General features: G+C 69.7%; 15 protein-coding genes, 1 tRNA gene and 1 pseudogene. 11 read left to right on the top strand and 6 right to left on the bottom strand.

Features of this window, described 5'->3' with window-relative positions; all coding sequences use genetic code 11:
* Positions 1 to 48: 48 nt before the first annotated feature.
* The 4 genes from JNB_RS11090 to JNB_RS11075 all read right to left on the bottom strand — a co-directional run bounded on the left by JNB_RS11090 (position 49) and on the right by JNB_RS11075 (position 5,314).
* Positions 49 to 2,412 (bottom strand): CHAT domain-containing protein, encoded by a 2,364-nt coding sequence (locus tag JNB_RS11090; RefSeq protein ID WP_148232385.1) that lies wholly within the window; start codon positions 2,410 to 2,412, stop codon positions 49 to 51.
* A 195-nt stretch (positions 2,413 to 2,607) separates the two neighbouring features.
* Positions 2,608 to 3,111 (bottom strand): hypothetical protein, encoded by a 504-nt coding sequence (locus tag JNB_RS11085; protein ID WP_050766607.1) that lies wholly within the window; start codon positions 3,109 to 3,111, stop codon positions 2,608 to 2,610.
* A complete protein-coding gene (locus JNB_RS11080; RefSeq protein WP_009776557.1) occupies positions 3,108 to 3,740 on the bottom strand; it encodes an RNA polymerase sigma factor in 633 nt (210 codons plus the stop codon). Before JNB_RS11080 ends, JNB_RS11085 begins: the two co-directional genes overlap by 4 nt.
* The gene (locus JNB_RS11075) at positions 3,737 to 5,314 is read right to left on the bottom strand and encodes a S8/S53 family peptidase (protein WP_009776556.1); all 1,578 of its coding nucleotides are present in this window, start codon (positions 5,312 to 5,314) and stop codon (positions 3,737 to 3,739) included. The genes JNB_RS11080 and JNB_RS11075 overlap by 4 nt, the downstream gene beginning before the upstream one ends.
* Before the next feature lie 246 nt (positions 5,315 to 5,560).
* Here JNB_RS11075 and JNB_RS21530 point away from each other — a divergent pair, with 246 nt between their 5' ends.
* From JNB_RS21530 to JNB_RS11060, 4 genes are read left to right on the top strand one after another with little or no spacing between them, the layout of a single operon-like run.
* Positions 5,561 to 7,015, top strand: coding sequence for a hypothetical protein (locus JNB_RS21530; RefSeq protein WP_050766606.1), 1,455 nt, complete (start codon positions 5,561 to 5,563; stop codon positions 7,013 to 7,015).
* A gap of 2 nt (positions 7,016 to 7,017) precedes the next feature.
* Complete coding sequence (locus tag JNB_RS21525; RefSeq protein WP_009776554.1) at positions 7,018 to 7,956, top strand: phosphotransferase family protein; 939 nt, start codon at positions 7,018 to 7,020, stop codon at positions 7,954 to 7,956.
* The gene (locus JNB_RS21520; RefSeq protein WP_009776553.1) at positions 7,953 to 8,849 is read left to right on the top strand and encodes a T3SS effector HopA1 family protein; all 897 of its coding nucleotides are present in this window, start codon (positions 7,953 to 7,955) and stop codon (positions 8,847 to 8,849) included. Before JNB_RS21525 ends, JNB_RS21520 begins: the two co-directional genes overlap by 4 nt.
* Complete coding sequence (locus tag JNB_RS11060) at positions 8,846 to 10,174, top strand: lanthionine synthetase LanC family protein (RefSeq protein WP_009776552.1); 1,329 nt, start codon at positions 8,846 to 8,848, stop codon at positions 10,172 to 10,174. Before JNB_RS21520 ends, JNB_RS11060 begins: the two co-directional genes overlap by 4 nt.
* On the opposite strand, the gene JNB_RS11055 is transcribed toward JNB_RS11060, so the two are convergent.
* Positions 10,124 to 10,474, bottom strand: a complete 351-nt coding sequence (locus JNB_RS11055; RefSeq protein ID WP_009776551.1) for a hypothetical protein — start codon at positions 10,472 to 10,474, stop codon at positions 10,124 to 10,126. The two genes, JNB_RS11060 and JNB_RS11055, sit on opposite strands and share 51 nt — an antisense overlap.
* Positions 10,475 to 10,596: 122 nt before the next feature.
* Here JNB_RS11055 and JNB_RS11050 point away from each other — a divergent pair.
* The 3 genes and pseudogenes from JNB_RS11050 (at position 10,597) to JNB_RS21920 (ending at position 13,284) form a co-directional block, all read left to right on the top strand.
* Positions 10,597 to 10,681, top strand: a tRNA-Ser gene (locus tag JNB_RS11050).
* 279 nt (positions 10,682 to 10,960) lie between these two features.
* Positions 10,961 to 11,619 (top strand): annotated as a pseudogene (locus tag JNB_RS21925) (glycoside hydrolase family 32 protein); the annotation flags it as partial.
* 612 nt (positions 11,620 to 12,231) lie between these two features.
* A complete protein-coding gene (locus JNB_RS21920) occupies positions 12,232 to 13,284 on the top strand; it encodes a GH32 C-terminal domain-containing protein (protein WP_371177766.1) in 1,053 nt (350 codons plus the stop codon).
* 78 nt (positions 13,285 to 13,362) lie between these two features.
* Here JNB_RS21920 and JNB_RS11040 read toward each other — a convergent pair whose 3' ends face one another.
* Positions 13,363 to 14,388, bottom strand: a complete 1,026-nt coding sequence (locus JNB_RS11040; protein WP_009776548.1) for a LacI family DNA-binding transcriptional regulator — start codon at positions 14,386 to 14,388, stop codon at positions 13,363 to 13,365.
* Positions 14,389 to 14,532: 144 nt separating this feature from the next.
* Here JNB_RS11040 and JNB_RS11035 point away from each other — a divergent pair, with 144 nt between their 5' ends.
* The 4 genes from JNB_RS11035 to JNB_RS11020 are packed head-to-tail and all read left to right on the top strand — an operon-like array spanning position 14,533 to position 17,883.
* The gene (locus JNB_RS11035; RefSeq protein ID WP_009776547.1) at positions 14,533 to 15,636 is read left to right on the top strand and encodes a substrate-binding domain-containing protein; all 1,104 of its coding nucleotides are present in this window, start codon (positions 14,533 to 14,535) and stop codon (positions 15,634 to 15,636) included.
* Between the two features lie 2 nt (positions 15,637 to 15,638).
* Positions 15,639 to 16,661: an ABC transporter permease gene (locus JNB_RS11030; RefSeq protein ID WP_009776546.1), complete on the top strand. Its 1,023-nt coding sequence runs from the start codon at positions 15,639 to 15,641 to the stop codon at positions 16,659 to 16,661.
* Positions 16,658 to 17,497, top strand: a complete 840-nt coding sequence (locus JNB_RS11025; RefSeq protein WP_009776545.1) for an ATP-binding cassette domain-containing protein — start codon at positions 16,658 to 16,660, stop codon at positions 17,495 to 17,497. Before JNB_RS11030 ends, JNB_RS11025 begins: the two co-directional genes overlap by 4 nt.
* Complete coding sequence (locus tag JNB_RS11020) at positions 17,494 to 17,883, top strand: universal stress protein (protein ID WP_009776544.1); 390 nt, start codon at positions 17,494 to 17,496, stop codon at positions 17,881 to 17,883. The genes JNB_RS11025 and JNB_RS11020 overlap by 4 nt, the downstream gene beginning before the upstream one ends.
* Positions 17,884 to 18,203: the final 320 nt, after the last annotated feature.

Genomic DNA, 18,203 nt, shown 5'->3' with positions numbered 1-18,203 from the left:
GCGACACAATCGTCCAATAGGACGCGTTTGGCTTTCGCCATTCGTGCCCTATTGGACGATTGTGGTCGGGTCTGGGGGACGGGACCAGGTGTTGCCGTAGGCGCAGAACGCCTCTGCCCCAGGCACGCTCGCCGCGGTCTGTTGCAGCGCCGTCGCCACGTCCGTACCCGCCGCCAGCCGCTGGTGCAGGTCGGCCATCGAGGCAGCCGCCACGTCGTCGGGCACCGGGTTCGTCGCGGCCACGACGGTCTGCACGCCGAGGCTGAGAAGTGCCGCGGCCAGACCGAGGGGTTCGTCACCGACGCGTCCGCGACTGCGTCCCACGTCGCACGCCGACAGGATGACCAGCTCCGCCGCCAGTGGTGCGGTCAGTTCATGGGCGAAGACCGGCCCGTCGCCCATGTCGAGGCTGGAGAACAGCGGGCTCTGGTCGACGTGGTGCCCGTGCGCCGCAAGGTGCACGACACTCGCGGAGGCGAGTGCGGAGCGCACGTCTGCGCTGCCGGCATACGCCGTGGTGGTGGTTCCGGAACGGCCGCGCGTATGCCGCCCCCACGCCTTTTCGACTGCGGTCACCTCGTCGTGGGCTCGGTGAAGCCCCGGCCCGGCGAGGGCGACGACGTCGGGTACGCGACTGGCGGTGGTGTTGCGGCGGGCCCACGCGGTGACCGACGGTGCCGCGATGACGGCGACGTCCCTGAGTGAGGGGAGGGCCCGCCACGGGATCGAGGCGAGGCCGACCGTCGGCACGATCACCACGAGGCGGTCGAGTTCGAGACCGCGCAGGAGCATCTCGTCGACCCGGGCCAGGGAGGACTCCCGGGCCTTCGCGAGGAAGGCGGCCATGGATGGGCGAGAGAGGGCGACAGCGCGCCCATCGGCGACGGCCCGCCCGGTCGCGGCCGCCACATCAGCCGCCGCACCAATGACGCTCTGGTGGATTCGCGCGCCCACGACCAGTCGCACGACCGTCCCCCGGACCTCGTGAAAGGTGACGACCGTGACCCTGCGTCGGTTCACGAGGGCGTGGGTGTCGAGCAGGGTCATGGCCTGGACGTCGGCGTCGGCGCGGGGCCCGGCCGTCCGACGAAGGCGTTCGGTGATCTTGCCCTGGAGGCGGATGACCTCGGAGGCGGCGCCCTGGCCGTGGTCGACCGTGGCTGCGTTCGCGACCGATCGGCGCCTGAGCTGACGGAGTCGCCCGACCAGCTCGGCCACTGCGGGATCGTCGGGCAGGCGGATGGGGGCCGACCGCAACGACGCGGCACGCCACCGCTCGGTCGCGTCGAAGAGCTCCTCCAGCGAGCCCGAGTCGGTGGCGATCGCCACATCCGCGTCGCGGATGCGGGCCGCGTGGAGCGCCAGCCCGGCGCGCATCTCGTGGCTGTGGACCGAGCCCTGGTCGCGCGCCAACCGTTGCGCCGCAGCGGAGAGCAGCGAGGTGGAGCGGTCGCGGTCCCCGTCCGCCGCGGCAATGCGGGCCGCGAGCAGCTGCTCGTGGAGGAAGACCCCGAGAGGCACCGACGTCACGCCCGCGAGGCTCGACACCTCGCGTCGGGCCGTCTCGAGGTCGTGTCTGGCCAGGGCGATCTCGGCGCGAATGCGAGTGCCGAGCCGTTCGTTGGGCTGGACCGGGACCGGGGTCAACCAGCGTTCGGCGACGGCCGCGGCGCGGGTGAGGTTGCGACCCAGGCCGATGTCGATCGCTGCACCGAGGAGCTCGGCCTCGTCCGCGCGAGTGGGTGCCTGTTTCGCCCGGAAGGTTCGGGCGGCGCGTCCTGCCCAGGAGCGCGCCTGGCTCAGCTCCCCGCGCAGCAGGGCCGCCCGGGCGAGGTCGAGCTGGATCTCACCGCGTTCGATGGGCTGCTGGTCGTGACGGGCAGCGTCGAGGCCGCGAGTGAGCACCTGCTCGGCCTCGTCGACGAGGCCCGCGTCCAGGAGCACCTTGCCGTGGTCGAGGTGACCGCGAGCGCTCGTGATGCCGACCTCCATCTCGGCGGCTTCTCCGATGAGCCGCAGCGCGCCCGGGATGTCACCCGCGAGGTAGGCCAGGCAGCCCAGGTTGTGCCTCGCCTTGAACTCCTCCATGGGCAACGAGTGCCGCACGGCCAGCGCGGCCGCAGCCTCGAGGTCCTCGCGACCTCGGTCGAGGTGGTGGAGCGAGACGTGCGCCAGACCACGGTTGATCAACGTCGCGCACTGCTCGGGTGGCGACAGCTCCTCGAGGTGGGGTTCGACCATGGCGAGCTCGACCAACGCTGCCCCCCAGTTGGACGACATGACGTTGATGGCGCCCGCTTGGATGTGGGCGATGGCCCCGAGCAGGGTTGGCGCCTTCCCTTCGAGCATGCGATGGACGTCATCGAGCAGGGCCAGCCCCGCTTCGGGGCCGTCGATGCCGAAGAGAGACACAGCCCGCGTGATGTGGATCCGAGCACGCAGGGGCAAGACCTCCGAGGCGGGCAGCCGCTCCGAACCCGGCCCCTCCAACGCCGCGAGGGCGCGAGTGAGGGCAGCATCGGCTCGCCGGTAGTGACCTGCCGTGTTCTCGGACCGGCCCCGGGCGTGGAGTTCGCGAGCTGCGTCGAGTGTCGTCGAGTCGTCCTCTCAGATCTCGATCCCCGGCGTGATGACCGGGCGGGCGCCCGGCTCATCGGTCCGCCGGATGACGAGGTGCACGGTGCCGTGTTCGACCCGCTCGAAGACAAAGCGGCCCTCGTCGTCGGAGGTCGCCTCCTGGGTGCGTGATCGCTCACGCAGCTCCACGTCGGCGCCGGGCGCGGTGACCCAACCCCGCACGCGGGTGAGGTCGTTCCCGATGGGCTCGAGCGTCACCATGATGCTCAGCCCGGCGCTCTCGAAGGTGACCGTGGTGGCACGGTCGTACTCCGTGGTGCGAGTGGCTCCTGACAGGGCGCTGTCGTTCATGAGGTGGGCGATCTCGGCCTCGAGGTTGGCCACCGTCATCGCGAACTTCACGCGCTCGGTGAGGTCGACGGGGACGGGGTCGGTGAGCTCCAGGTGCGCGCGAATGAGCCCGAGGGTGCGTTCGTCCGTGGGGTCGAAGGGCTGCGCGGCAAGGGCTTCCTCGCGGTTCTGGGGGGCGTTCATGCCGTCACCTCCCACGTCGGGTCGGACATGAGGGCCAGTCGCAGCTTCGCGAGGCAGCGTCCTCGGGTGGGTCCGATGCTGCCCACCGGGATTCCGAGGGCGGCGCTCACGACGCCGTAGTCGGGGCGGTCGACGAAGGCCACGAGGCGGAGCAGCTGCTGGCAGCGCTCCGGCAGGCTCTCGACATGGCGCCAGACGGTCTGTGCCGACTCTGCGTCCTCGGTGGCCAGCACGGGGTCGGCCACGGCGGCCGGACCCGTGGGGTCACCGGGCGGTGACTCCTCCCACGGCTCCTGCGGGACGGTCCGTCGCCCACGTCGCACGGAACTCCAGGCCTCCCGCTTCGTCGTCATGAGCAGCCACTGGAGCACGGCCTGTGGATCGGCGATGTCGTTGGTGTGCTCGACGAGCCGCAGCCAGGTCGTCTGGACCACGTCCTCCGCGGTCGCGGTGTCGGCACCCTGCGATCGAGCGGTGTGCCAGAGCAGGGGGGTCACCTCGTCGACGAGCTCGGCCATGGCACTCGAGTCACCGGAACGGTGGAGCGCGAAGGCCTTGGCCGCGGTTGCCGCGAGACTGGGGGCGGTGTGTCCGGCGCGGTCCGTGCGATCCACCTTGCCGGCGTTCACGGCGTGTCCTCGACGGCCTTGGCGGCTGCCTCGAGAACCGAGGTCACGACGTCGGAGGCCACCGCGCTGCGCTTGTCGGCCGGAGCGGAACGATCCGTGCCGAGTCGACTCGCGATGTCGCCGGCGAGGGCAGGGGCCGCGAACGACGTCCCACTCCACAGACCGAAACCGCAGCTGTAGTCGTCCCCGTCAGCGGCGCCACGGGTCGGCACAGCGGGCTGGACGGTGGGGTTCGCCTGTTTGAGGAGCTCACTTCGGCGCGAGGCGTTGAACGTGGTCGGCATCGTGCTCACGACGCACGTGGCAGCCGCATACGCACGAACCCAGGTGCCCGTGTTGGAGTAGATGGACACGGTCCGGTGATCGGGGTTCAGTGCCCCGACGCTCACCAGGGGCGCGCCCTTCGTCACCGCTGCGGCGTAGGCCGCCGGGTAGTACTCGATGTCGCTGGCGTCGTTGCCGACCGCCGCCACGACGGTCACGCCCAGCTCGGCGAGCCCACGCAGGAGGCGGAACAGCCCTTCCTCGTCATCGAACGCGCCGGGCGTCTCGTGGCGGTAGCCCAGCGAGAGGCTGATGACGTCGATGGCCTCGCACGAGGTGTTGCCCGAGCGCAGGGCCAGTGCCTGCCGCAAGGACAGGTAGGTGAGGGCCTTGAGGACGTCGACCTCGTTGGCGACCCCATCACCCCACATCACGGGAATCGAGAGGATCTTGGCGTCCGGGCAGTGCTGGCGAACCACCCCGGCGATGAACGTGCCGTGTCCTGCCAGCGGGTCGAGCTGGCCGTTGACCAGGTCGATCGTCACGCCATCGGTCTCGGGAGGCATGCCGGCCGGCTCGGGGAGTCGCTCGGCGTCATCAGCCCCGCTGAACCAGGGGTGTTGACCCAGGCCAGTGTCGAGGATGGCGACGACGGGGCCGGCCTGCGATCGGGCCGGCGGTGGCGCTGACCAGACCACGGGGATGCGGTCGGTCGGGCCGAACCCGACGCCTTGGCCCCAGCCGACGCCTTGGCCCCAGCCCACGCCCTGTCCCCAACCGACGCCCTGGCCCCAGCCCACACCCTGGCCCCAGCCGACTCCTTGACCCCACCCGCTGGCCGTCATGACGTGGGACAACCCCACGCCCGCCATGGCCTCCGGGTTCGCCGCTCGCGCTGCCTGGAGGACCTCCCACGCGTCGAGGGGTTCGGCGGAGACCCGGCGCCCCTCCACCTCGTCGAGCCGCGTGAGCTCCACCACGGTGTTGCCGACCTGATCGAGCACGTCCAGCAGCTCGTTCCTGGTCGCGTTGGCGAGGTTCGGATCGTCCTGGGGGACGGCGGCATACCCCAGGCTCTTGGCGGCAGCCTCGACGGCGTCGAACGCGCGGTCCGCGGACCGTCCCACGATGCCCGGGATGAGCAGCACATCTCCGATGTATGCCGTGGGGTCCGGCATCGCGTCGCCCGTCACCCTTGCGGCGGTGGTCGGGTCGAGGACTCGCGCCCCCAGGCGTCGCACGGCGGTGTCGGGGATGACGAGTGGCGGGATGCGTCGCGGCTTCTGCTCGCGACCGTCGTCATGCTTCATGTGGATGCTCCGTGAGCTCGCAGCTGAACCCCGACGGCTGGTGCCGTCGACTCAGCGTAGGGACTGGTCCGGTCACAGGGAAAGAGTTGCGGGGAGCGATCCAGATACACGTTTGCCAGAACTTTTTCTGCGGACCTCGTCGGGATGAAGTTTCTCGGCCATGACGTATCTGGCGGGTGCAGGCGGACTCCTTGTCTGCGTCGGGGCCGCGCAGGGGCGGCCCCGCATCACCCCGAGGAGCACGCCATGGCAACACAGCACGAACTGGCAGCGCAGCGCGCCGCAATCAGGCCGGTGAAGGAGTCCATCGAGGACGAGCTCCTGGCCAAGGCCGGAGTCGTCGCCGTCGACATCGCCGAGAAGGTGACGGACGGCAAGAAGACCGGTGAGCAGAGCATCGTCGTCTTCGTCGAGCAGAAGAAGCCGACGTCCAAGCTCAGCAAGGCTGCCACGATCCCCAAGGAGATCGACGGCATCAAGACCGACGTCCAGGAGCTCGTCATCGAGCTGCAGCCGGCCTACCGCCAGCTCGTCGACGGGGAGTTGCAGGTCGACCCGGCGGACTACCCGACCCTTGCCGGTGGCATCGGCATCGGGCCGCGGCGCAGTGTCTTCCTCTCTCCGCCCGACGTCCCCGCGCCCGGCAACTATGTCTTCGTCGGCACCCTCGGCGCCATGGTCCGCGACCGGGCGACCGGGGCGACGATGGCGCTCACCAACTTCCACGTTGCCTGCGTCAACAACACGTGGAGCGTCGGCGACCGTCAGGTCCAGCCCTCACTCGTCGACGGTGGCGCCCCGACGGGAGAGTTCGGGTCGCTGACCCGAGCAACGCTGTCCGAGAACGTCGATGGCTCTGTCATCACGGTCGACGCCGCCCAGCCCTGGACCGCCACGGTCACGGGCGTCGGTGACGTCGCCGGCAGCACGCCGGCCACCGTCGGCATGGCTGTGCAGAAGCGCGGTCGCACGACCGAGCACACCTTCGGCACGGTCGCCTCGACCGACTTCACGGTCACCATCAACTACGGCAGTGACGTGGGGTCGCACACGCTCCGGCACCAGATCCGCATCGACACCGACACGGCGCGCAACCCGCGCTTCTCGGACCACGGTGACTCCGGGTCGGTCGTCCTCGACAACTCGCGCAACGTCGTCGGACTCCTCTTCGCGGGCAGCAACGACGGATCGATGACCTTCGCCAACCCGGTCCAAGCCGTCCTCGACGAGCTCGGCGTGGACCTGCTCACCGCTCCCGTCCTGACGCTCACCCGACCGATCAGCACGTGTCTCAACACGCGCATCGTGGTCTGCCTCAAGACCCGCATCGACCTCAGCTGCCCGACGATCAAGACCAGGATCCCGGCGCTCTGCCCGACCCTGGTCACGAAGCCGGCGATCTGCGACTTCATCACTCGGCCGACGACGTGCGACGTCACGCGCATCCCGCTGTGCGACCTCCAGTACACCCGGCCGGGCTGCAACCTGCCGACCCGGGCGTGCGGTGGCGACTGGGAGCGTCCGCCGATCGAGGAGTGGTTCAAGGGCGGCGGGGGCGGCTACGGCACGTCCGCGACCGAGATCGAGTCGGCGGCCGACGAGGCCTACTGGGGCGGCTACCTCGCCGCCCTCGAGGAGATCGACGCGCTCGACTCCGGTGGCTCCGGCGGCCCGGGCTCCGGCACCCCCGGTGGTGCCTGACCGTGGCTTCCTCCCCCAGCCTGCTCGGTGCCGCCGTCCGTCACGGGCTCGTGCCCGTGACGGACGTCCGCGCCGGCCTGGTCCGCGTGCGCGCCGTGTCGCGCAGCAACGCCGTGCACGTCATCGAGCACAGCGGTGCACCCGTGGGCTACGTCAAGCAGGCCGGGGCGGCCGCCCGCCTCGACGGTGACGACACCGTCGCGGTGGAGGCGGCACTCCTGGGCGCGATCGCGTCCCTGCACCTTGCACCGAGCCCGATCCTGCAGGGGGGATCGGGCTCGGTGTGGATGACCGCTCTGCCGGGTGAGGAGCTGTCGCTGGTCCGTGACCCGGCGGTGCTCCGGCCGGCTGCGGTCGACCTGGGCCGTGCCCTGGCGCGGCTCCACCGCCATCCCGTCCCCGAGGTGGGCGTCGGTGTCGGCGTCCCCGACGCCCCGCTCCCGTGGCCGCTGCTCGACCGGCTCCCGACATCGATGGAGGGCGGGGTGCAGCGAGCCGACACCCGCCCCATCCTCGACACGCTGGGTGAACCTGCGGTCCGGCGAGCTCTTGACCTCGCGCGCGAACAGTGGCGTCCAACGCATGTCATCCACGGCGACGTCTCGCCCGGCAACGTCATCGTGCGGATCTCGTCGACCGGGGACGTGCGAGTGGGGCTCGTCGACTTCGAACTCGGCGGGAAGGGCTGTCCTGCAATGGATCTGGCCTCCGCGGCAGCCATGCTCGGTGAGCTCTCCCCGGTCGGGGACGACTTGGCCCAGCTCTGCCTGGATGCCTACTGGACCGCCTGTGGGCCGGCTTCGCCGTCCGCGCCGTGGCGGTGTGTGCGCGCCCTGCTCACGGCCTGGCAGGTTGCCCTGACCCACGGTGAGGACGGGGCCGCCGACGTGACCCGCCTTCTGGCCCGGGCCGTCGCAGCGGCTTCGGAGGTCACGCCATGAGCGGGTGGCGGCGTGACCACGCCGATCACCTGCTTGCGGCCTACGCCGTCCTGCGTCACGGATCCGGTGACGGCGCGCCCGCCGAACTGCTCTACCGGCACTGGTATGCCGTCGGCTCTCCTCACGCTTCCGGCTCGCGTCGCTGGGATCCGCCGGCCGCTTCGGCGGCCCGGGCGGCCCATCGTGGACTGTCCGACTGGTCCGGGGACGAGGTCGAGGTGCTCGCGACGGGCATCGCCGGAGTCGTCGTCGTGGCGACGCCACGAGGCCGACGGGCGCTGTGCCGTGGGGAGTACGTCACGACGAGCGGTCGCCCCGGCTTTCCGCCGCGCGTGGGCGACAAGGTGCGGTGTCCGCGTCGGCTGGGCGCTGTTGTCCAGGATGGGTGGTGGCGCACGTGGGGAGCTGGTTGGGATCCGCAGCACCACCCCGGTCCGCTCGTCCGGGTCTATCTCCGGCCCCTTGCTGGCCAGGTGGCACCTCTGGTCAGTGCCGTGACCAGCGCTCTCGCAGAGGCAGATTCATGGCTGCTCAAGGTGGCACCCACACCCGAAGGGCTCGCTCGCCCCGACGCCGTGGTCGCCTATCTCGCCGGCCCGGCTCGAGAGGTGGTCCGCGACACAGTGGCTGTTGCGGTCGTCGGGCTCACCGACGGGTCGCCACCCCCACTCACCGAACCCCTCGCCGACGGCGTCGGGTGGGCCGAGGACCCCGGGACGGGAGAAAGCTTCGGTGAGGTGCGATGCGCAGCGATCGCGGCGGCATACGCGGCTCTTGGACGTCCAGTCACCGAAGGGGTCTGGCTCGAGACCGTCGCGGCCGAGTTCGGTCGTCGAGGGCTCGATCCCGCTGCCCCGCACCGATCGCCGATGACCGCTGGGGTGGCGCCATGAGCGCCGCCACGCACGACCGAGAGCTTGAGAGCGCCATGCCGACAGACCCCGCTTCACAGGACCGCGAGCGCGTGCTCGACGCCGCCCACCGGTGCGTCGACCTCCTCGTGCGGACAGCGGTCATCGACCGCGCGGGGCCGACGTGGCCGGCGTGGGAGCTGGGCGCGGACGGTCAGGCCCTGGGAGTCGTCGCGGGTCGGCGCTCCCTCTATGACGGCGATGCCGGGGTGGTGTGGGCTCTGACCCATCTCGGCACCGCCCTTCACCGCCCGGACGCGACCGAACTCGCGGCGTCCGGTGCCCGCACACTCCTGCAGGCGCGCCCCACCGACCTGGGCGCGCCTGCAGGTCTCCTCGTGGGGGAGGCCGGCGTGGACCTGTTGGCTCGCGCAGGGGACCGGGTGGCCGCTGGATGGTCCGAGGGCAGCGACCTCACGGACGGTCTCGCCGGGATCCTGCTGTCCCTGGCTCGGGCCCGCCGCCACGAGAGCCACGCGGCGAGCATCGTCGCCGAGCTGCGCCACCGTTCGCGTAAGGAGGGATGGGGCCGCAGCTGGCCCGACCTGAGGCTGCCCGGCGACTCCGCCCGGCCCCTGTGCGGGCTCGCCCACGGCGCGTCAGGGATTGCGTGGGCGTTGGTCGAGGCCGCCGGTGTGTGGCCACGGGTGGCGCCGGCAGCCCTCGAGCTGGCGGGCGAGGCGTTGGCGTGGGAGGCGTCCTGGTCCGACCCGGCCCGCGGCGGGTGGCCCGACCTGCGCGAGGGAGACGTCACCTGGCCCGACCTGTGGTGCCACGGCGCTGCGGGCGCGGGTGCGGTCAGGTTGCGGCTGCTCGAGCTCGCGGCCGCCGGGCTCGACCTGCCGTGGTCGCTCGACACGACTCGCGCCGAGGCCGAGATGGCGGTGCAGCGGTGCGGCGCAGCGATGCACGAGGCGACCGACCAAGCGGTGTCACACGGGGTGGATGCCGTCGCCGGTGGCTGGACGCTCTGTCACGGGGCCGGGGGGCCGGCGGGCGTCGTGGCGCTCGCGGCCGACGTCTTCGGGGTGCCCGAGCACCGCGAACGCGCCGTCGCGGCTGCGGCAGCCCAGGTCCGGGTGGCGCCGACCGACCCTGAGGAGTGGCCGTCGGGACTCAAGGGCGCCGACGGTGACGTCTCGCTCGCCACGGGGGTCGCGGGCACGGCAATGCTGCTCACCGACCTCGCTCAGCCCGGGACCGTGCCGTCACTCGTGCTGCTCGGCCTCGGTGGCGTCAGGTCGACTGGTGAAGCGTCAGCGCTTGGTGGCCGTGGCCCAGGGGTCGTCGCCGCGGACCGGGGCTGAGGCCACCCACGGGTCGCCGGTGGTCGAGCGGATGTGCCCGTTGCTGACCTGGGAGGGGATGGTCCTGGACGCGCGCAGCTTCTCGCTCGTCGCCTTGGCGGCGTCGGCCACGAAGTCGGCGACGACGGGTGCGGCCTTGGTGCGGGCGCTCTCCTTGGCCGCAGCGACCTGCTTCTGGACGGGCTTGCTCTGCCAGACCTTGCCCGAGACCTTCTTGATCTGGGCATAGCGCTGCTTGCCGGCGCGGGCGCCGAGGACGTAGCCGGCGGTGAGGCCGACGATGAAGCTCAACTTGGGCATGAGGCGTGTCCCTTCCGTTCTGGGTTGCGACCCTACCTGCCCGAAGCGTGAGTCCGGGTTCCGCATCCGGGGCACTCCCGGCATACCCTGTCTGTCGGTTCGTCGGTCCAGCCGATGTGCCTGGCGGGTTCGCATAGTGGCCTAGTGCAGTCGCCTTGAAAGCGACCAGAGTGAGAGCTCTCGTGGGTTCAAATCCCACACCCGCCGCATAGTTGAGGGGCTGGATGCGTGCATCCAGCCCCTCAACAATGCGCGGTCCGATCGCAGTGGTTCCCACACCCGCCGCCGTTTGCGGTGCAGTAGCCCACAGGATGGCCCGTGCTGTCCACGACGTGGACGCTCAGGCCCTTGACCGCCTTGGCACTGCCGTCTTTACTGACGCATGACAACGTTGTCAACGCCACGGAGAGCCCCATGCGCACCACCTCGCAGTTGTCCCGTCGGGCCCGAACGTGGGTCACCGCCCTCGTCGCCGCCGCCCTCGTGATGGTTGGCCTTCCCGCCAGTGCCGACACGTCCCAGCACCGCCCGGCCTACCACTTCAGTGCGTCGAAGAACTGGCTCAACGACCCCAACGGCCTCGTCTTCCACAAGGGCGTCTACCACCTCTTCTTCCAGCACAACCCGATCGGGACCGGCTGGGGCAACATGTCCTGGGGGCACGCCACGAGCAAGGATCTCGTCCACTGGACCGAGCAGCCGGTGGCCATCCCCTTCGACGCCAACGAGGGTGTCTTCTCGGGCTCGGTCGTCGTCGACCAGGAGAACCGCTCCGGCCTCGGCACGGCCCAGAACCCGCCGATGGTCGCGATCTACACCAGCGCCTACACGGCCGCGAGCGGACGCGACGGGATCCAGGCCCAGTCGCTCGCGTACTCCACCACAAGGTGACGATCTGGCGATCGGCCAACCTCAAGAACTGGACCCGCCTGTCGGACTTCGGTCCCAAGAACGCCACGGGTGGGGCGTGGGAGTGCCCCGACCTCTTCCCGCTCGCGATCGACGGGGACCCCACGAACGTCAAGTGGGTCATGCTCGTGAGCCTCAACCCCGGTGGGATCGCGGGTGGTTCGGGCACGCAGTACTTCGTCGGCGACTTCGACGGCACGACGTTCACGTCCGATGGGCCGGCGAGTTATGAGCCGCCCGCTGGGACAGTCCTCCAGGACTTCGAAGCAGGGTATGCCGGGTGGTCGCCGACCGGGACCGCCTTCGGCTCCGCGCCCGTTGCGGGGACCTTCCCCGGGCAGCAGACCGTCACCGGCTTCCAGGGATCGCACCTCGTCAACAGCTTCATCGATGGCGACAACGCGCAGGGCGAGCTCACCTCACCGGCGTTCACGGTCAATGCGCGCCACCTCAACTTCCTCGTCGGTGGAGGTCGTCATCCCGCGGTTCCCGGTGCGACACAGGGAGATCCGGGCGGCACGCCTTTTGCCGACTTCGAGAACCTCGATCCCGGAACGCACCTGCCGACCGGTTGGAAGGCGACGGGTGACTTCGTCGGATTCGGTGCGACGCCGTCGGGTCTGCCCAACCACCAGGGGCAGAACGTGCTCGACACCTGTGTCGTGCCCGACAAGTGCGACAGCGCCGTCGGCACGTTCGAGTCGCCCGACTTCACGGTGACCCAGAAGTTCGTCAACCTCCTCGTCGCCGGCGGGACGCACCCGCTGGCTGCCAGCGCGCCGACTGTCGTCGAGCTGGTCGTCGAGGGTCAGGTCGTCGGCTCGGTGACCGGCAACAACTCCGGTGAGATGGACTGGCGCAACATCGACGCGTCCTCGGTGGTGGGCAAGCAGGCTCACCTCGTCGTCCGGGACGACCGCAGCAGCGGCGACTGGGGTCACCTCATGGTCGATGACATCCGCTTCGGCGCCACCGCGGCCGGACCTCGTGACACCCAGACAACCGTCAACCTGGTCGTCGACGGCAAGGTCGTGCGCAGCGAGACGGGCGGCGACAGTGAGTCCCTGGACTGGGCATCGTGGGATCTCGCCGACCTCCAGGGAACGTCGGCGCAGATCCGGGTCGTCGACCACAACAGTGGCGGGTGGGGTCACATCCTCGCTGACCAGTTCACGCTCGCCGCGGCACCCGCCAAGAGCAGCACGACACGAGCGTCCTGGGTCGACTTCGGTCGGGACAACTATGCCGGGGTGACCTTCAACGGGCTGCCCCAGGACCAGCGGATCTCGATCAGCTGGATGAACAACTGGCAGTACGCCGGCGACGTCCCGACCGACCCGTGGCGGGGTCAGATGACGATGCCTCGTCAGTTGTCGTTGGTCTCCACGCCCGACGGGCCCCGACTGTCGCAGAGCCCGGTCACGGGCATCGACAACCTCCTCGTGAACCGCTCCAAGCAGCAGGTGAAGGCCCGTGGGGTTGCCGCCGGCGAGGCGCCGACCGGCAGGAGTGCGGAGCTGGCGAGAGTCGAGGTCCGGGTCGCCCTGGGCTCGGCGAGCGAGGCCGGGGTCGTCCTGCGCCGCAGCGCCGACGGTGCCGTCGGCACCAAGGTCGGCGTTCGTCACGACGGCACGCTCATCGTCGACCGCACGAAGAGCGGCAACGTGGCGTTCAACCCGCTCTTCGCGAGCCTCGAGAAGGCGCCGGTGACGGTCGCGAACGGTGAGGTGACGTTCACGGCATACCTCGATCGCAGTTCCGTCGAGGTGCTGGCGCAGGCCGGGCAGGTCTCGATCACGGACCTCATCTATCCGCCGGCATCAGCCACGGGTGTCGGGACCTACGTCGTCGGTGGGACCGCCAAGGCGATCGACATCAAGATCACGCCGATGACGCCCTGACACGTCCCGACTTCGTGCCCCGCACGGACCGCGGAAACCGCGAGCGCGTCCGTGCGGGGCACGAAGTCGAATCGATGGTCAGGCGGGTGGCGCGATCTCGCCCGAGCCGCGCACGACGAGGGTCGGCTCGATGATGATGCGTTGCGGTGCAGACGTGTCGCCGTCGATGCGGGCCATGAGCAGGTCGGCGGTGAGGCGGCCGATGCGGCCGACGTCCTGGCGGATGACGGTGAGGGCCGGCGTGACCAGGTCGGCGAGCGGGAAGTCGTCGAAGCCCACGAGCGCCACGGATTCGCTCAGTCCGCGTTGACGCAGGGCCCGAACCGCGCCCTGGGTCAGGTCGTTCCGACCGGCGAAGATCGCCGTCGGCGGCCTGGCGAGATCGAGCAGGTGGGTGACGGCGGCCTCGGCGGCTCCCGGACCGCGCAGTCCGGAGACCATCAGCTCTTCGTCGGGGTGCTTGCCGCGGGCCCGGAAGGCTTCGACGAAGCCGTCGCGACGGCTTCGAGCGGTGTAGATCTCACCGAGGTCCGTCAGGCAGGCGATGCGCCGGTGCCCCTGTGCGAGAAGGTGTTCGACGCCCATCTGGGCCCCCTCGAAGTTCTCGACGGTGACCGAGTCGGCCGCCACTCCGCGGGGTTCGCGGTCGACGAAGACGACAGGCAGTCCAGCGCGAACCTCTGACGCGAGGTAGTCCTGACGGTCGGTCGACGGCATGAGGACGAGTCCGTCGACGCGACGGGTCACGAGGTCGTGGACGAGGGAGCGCTCGCGATCGGGCTCCTCGTCGAGGCTGGCCGCGAGGATCGCAGTGCCACGATCTCGCGCTGCATCCTCGAGTGACCGGAGCAGGGCGGCGGAGAAGCTGTTGCTGACGTCCTGGAGGAGGGCGCCGATGAGGCCGCTGCGACCCTTGCCGCGACGCAGGTTGCTGGCGCCGAGGTTGTGCCGGTAGTCAAGGCGCGCGACGGCGTCCTGCACCCGAACGCGGACCGCGTCGGCGACTGCGGGCTCGTCGTTGACGACCCGCGACACGGTCTTGATGCTCACGCCCGCCAGGGCCGCGACGTCGCGCATGGTGGCGCGTCCACCGTGGTCACTCATGGTGACCGGCTGAAGGCGCCGTTCCTGACAACGATGTCACGGGCATGTAGCGATTTCTACGCTATCCCTTGACCTCAGCGCAAGAGGGGCATATAAATGGCCATGACAACGTTGTCATCGGACACTCAAAGGAGAGTTACCCCCATGCGCATTTCCTCTCGCGCTTCCCGCACCATCATCTGTGCGGTGGCCGCCACGACTGCCCTCGGGCTCGCGGGCTGCAACCGGTCGAGCGACTCCGACACGGCTGGCACCGGTGGCACCGGCGGTGACGCCGCAGTCGGCGTCACCCTCATCACCAAGGACTCGACCAACCCGTTCTTCGTCGCCATGCAGAAGGGCGCCAAGGCAGACGCCAGCAAGAACAACGTCAAGCTGACCGTGGCCTCCGGCAAGCAGGAGGGCGACGACCAGGGACAGATCACGGCCATCGAGGACGCGATCGCCCGCGGCGACAAGGGCATCCTCATCACCCCGATGAGCGACGGCGTCAACGCGGCCATCAAGAAGGCGCGCGACGCCAAGCTCTTCGTCATCGCCCTCGACACCCCGCCCGACCCCGCCGACACCGTCGACATCACGTTTGCCACGAACAACCGCAACGCCGGCAAGCTCGACGGTCAGTGGGCCGCGACCCAGCTCGACGGCAAGCCGGCCGTCATCGCGCTGCTCGACCTCTTCGACGACAAGATCGTCTCGGTCGACTACAACCGCGACCAGGGCTTCCTCGAGGGCATGGGCATCGACGTCGCCGACGGCAAGAAGAACGGCGACGAGGCCAAGACCGGCAAGTACACCGGCGGCAAGGGCGGCGACTACACGATCGTCTGCAACGAAGCCGGACAGGGCGCCGAGGACGGTGGCCGCTCCGCGATGGAGAAGTGCCTGGCCAAGAACCCCAACATCAACCTCGTCTACACGATCAACGAGCCGACCGCTGTCGGCGCGGACGCAGCGCTCAAGGCCGCCAACAAGACCGCCCTCATCGTCTCGGTCGACGGTGGCTGCGCCGGCGTCGCCAGCGTCAAGAGTGGCGTCATCGGGGCGACGGCCCAGCAGTACCCGCTGAAGATGGCCACGCTCGGCATGGAGGCCATCGCCAAGATCGCCCGTGGCGGAGAGAAGCCGCAGGTCACCTCCGGCCTCGACTTCTTCGACACCGGTGTCGCACTCGTCACCGACAAGAAGGCTGAAGGCGTCGAGAGCATCACGTCCGACGAAGGCAGCAAGATCTGCTGGGGCAACTGACCATGTCCGCCGACGTCACGTCTGCTGCTGCCGAGTTCGCTCGGCGGCAGCAGTCGCCCCTCCAGCGAGTGCAGCACCAGCTGCACGGCAAGCCCTGGCTGAGTCCGCTGTTCCTGCTGCTCATCGCGTTCATCGCCTTCTTCGTCGCCACGCCGACGTTCCTCACGGCGAGCTCGATGGGCATCCTGCTCCAGCAGACGGCGGTCGTCGCCGCCCTGGCCGTGGGTCAGACGCTCGTCATCCTCACCGCCGGCATCGACCTCTCCGTGGGGTCGATCATGGTGCTGTCGATGATGGTCATGGCCACCCTGTCCAAGGACGGCAACATGCCCGGCATCGTCGGGCTGATCGCGGGCCTGCTGCTCGCCACGGGAGCCGGCGCCATCAACGGCCTCCTGGTCACGCGGATCAACCTGCCGCCGTTCATCGTCACCCTCGGCACGCTGAGCATCTTCGGTGCGATCGCGCTGCTCTACTCCGGCGGCTCCAGCATCCAGGCCAGCCACCTGCCCGACCTGATCAACTTCCTCGGTGACGGGTTCGGCATCGGCTCGTTCCGGCTGACCTGGGGGATCGTCGTGGTGGCCCTCATCTATCTGGTCATGGCCTTCGTGCTGTCCCAGACTGCCTGGGGTCGATATGTGTATGCCGTGGGTGACGATCCCGAGTCGGCTCGCCTCTCCGGTGTCCCCAGCAAGCGGATCCTGCTGACCGTCTACACCGTGGCCGGCCTCATCTACGGCATCGCCGCCTGGATCCTCATCGGCCGGGCGGGTGCGGCGACTCCCAACGCCATCCCCGATGCCAACCTGCAGAGCATCACCGCCGTCGTCATCGGCGGCACGAGCCTCTTCGGTGGCCGAGGTCGCCTGGTCGGGACGCTCATCGGTGCGCTCATCGTCCAGACGTTCGCGTTCGGACTCTCCCAACTGGGTGTCGACCAGCAGTGGCGGTACCTCTCCATCGGCGTCCTCGTCGTGGTCGCCGTCGCTGTCGACCAGTGGATCAGGAAGGTCAAGGCATGAGCATCACAACGTCGGAGCTCGAGGTCGCCCACGGCGGCATTCCGGCGGGCAAGGAGGAGCTCTACGCCCAGCAGCCGGTGCTCTCCGCCCGCAAGCTCGTCATCACCTTCGGCCGCGTCGTCGGCCTCGATGGCGTCGACCTCGACCTCTACCCGGGCGAAGTCCTCGCGGTCATCGGCGACAACGGTGCCGGCAAGTCGACCCTCATCAAGTGCCTCACCGGGGCCTACGTCCCCGACTCCGGCACGATCACGATGAACGGCGAGCCGGTGAGCTTCAAGAAGCCGCAGGACTCCCGCGACGCCGGCATCGAGACGGTGTACCAACAGCTGGCCGTCATCCCCGCGCTCGACATTGCGAGCAACCTCTATCTCGGTCGTGAGGAGCGCCGCAAGGGTCCCCTCGGCTCGGTGTTCCGCATGCTCGACAAGAAGGGCATGGAGAAGCGGGCCGGCGAATCGGTGCAGGACCTCGGCATCCAGACGATCCAGAACATGGGTCAGGCCGTCGAGACCCTCTCCGGTGGTCAGCGCCAGGCCGTGGCCGTCGCGCGAGCGGCAGCGTTCGGCAGCAAGGTCGTCGTCCTCGACGAACCCACTGCCGCACTCGGTGTCAAGGAGTCGGGGATGGTCCTCGACATGATCAAGCAGCTGCGCGACCGCGGGCTGTCGGTCATCCTCATCTCGCACAACATGCCCCACGTGTGGGAGGTCGCCGACCGGATTCACATCCAACGCCTCGGCGGTCGCGCCGGAGTCATCACGCCGGCAACGCACGACATGGGCGAAGGTGTGGCGATCATGACCGGCGCCACGAAGTTGCCGGAGGCGTCGTGACCGTCGTCGTGGGCTACATCCCCACCCCGCCGGGGCTGGCAGCCGTCGACGCCGCCATCGTCGAGGCCGAACGCCGTCACTCCAGGCTCGTCGTCGTGAACTCCGGCGTCCTGGGTGACTACTCGGGCCCGAGCTTCGCCGAACCCCAGGACCTCGACGCCCTCGACGCCCAGCTCACCGAGCGCGGCATCGACCACGAGGTCCGCCAGATGACGCGTGGTCTGGCTCCGGCCGACGAGATCCTGTCGGTCGCCGCCGAGGTCGACGCTGAGCTCATCGTCATCGGAGTCCGCAAACGGTCACCGCTGGGCAAGCTCGTCACGGGCAGCACCGCCCAACAGGTGCTCCTCGACGCGACCTGCGCCGTCCTGGCCGTCAAGGCCTGACCGACGCAAGAGTGACCACACGAGAAGGCGGCGTATGCCGGGTTGCGAGCACCCGGCATACGCCGCCTTTTCGCTTTTGCGCAGTTCGTGAACACTCGGTGACGGCGGCCGTCTCGACGGGTTCTGAGCACGGATTCCTGATAAATTGGTGCTCGGTTGCACAACAGCAAGTCCTCGCAGGTCGCAGTACGCGCCCGTCTCGCTTCCACAGAAGGCGGGCGTTGATGTGTCCGGGCCGGAGTGACCTCCGGACTCGAGATGGGGTTGGTTGCGTGCTTCCGCGGGCGCCGCGATTCTGCTGCGTCCTCGTGCTACACACA

It is taken from the genome of Janibacter sp. HTCC2649 (genome assembly GCF_000152705.1).
Classification (GTDB): domain Bacteria; phylum Actinomycetota; class Actinomycetes; order Actinomycetales; family Dermatophilaceae; genus Knoellia.
This window is presented reverse-complemented; position numbering and strand designations above follow the sequence as displayed.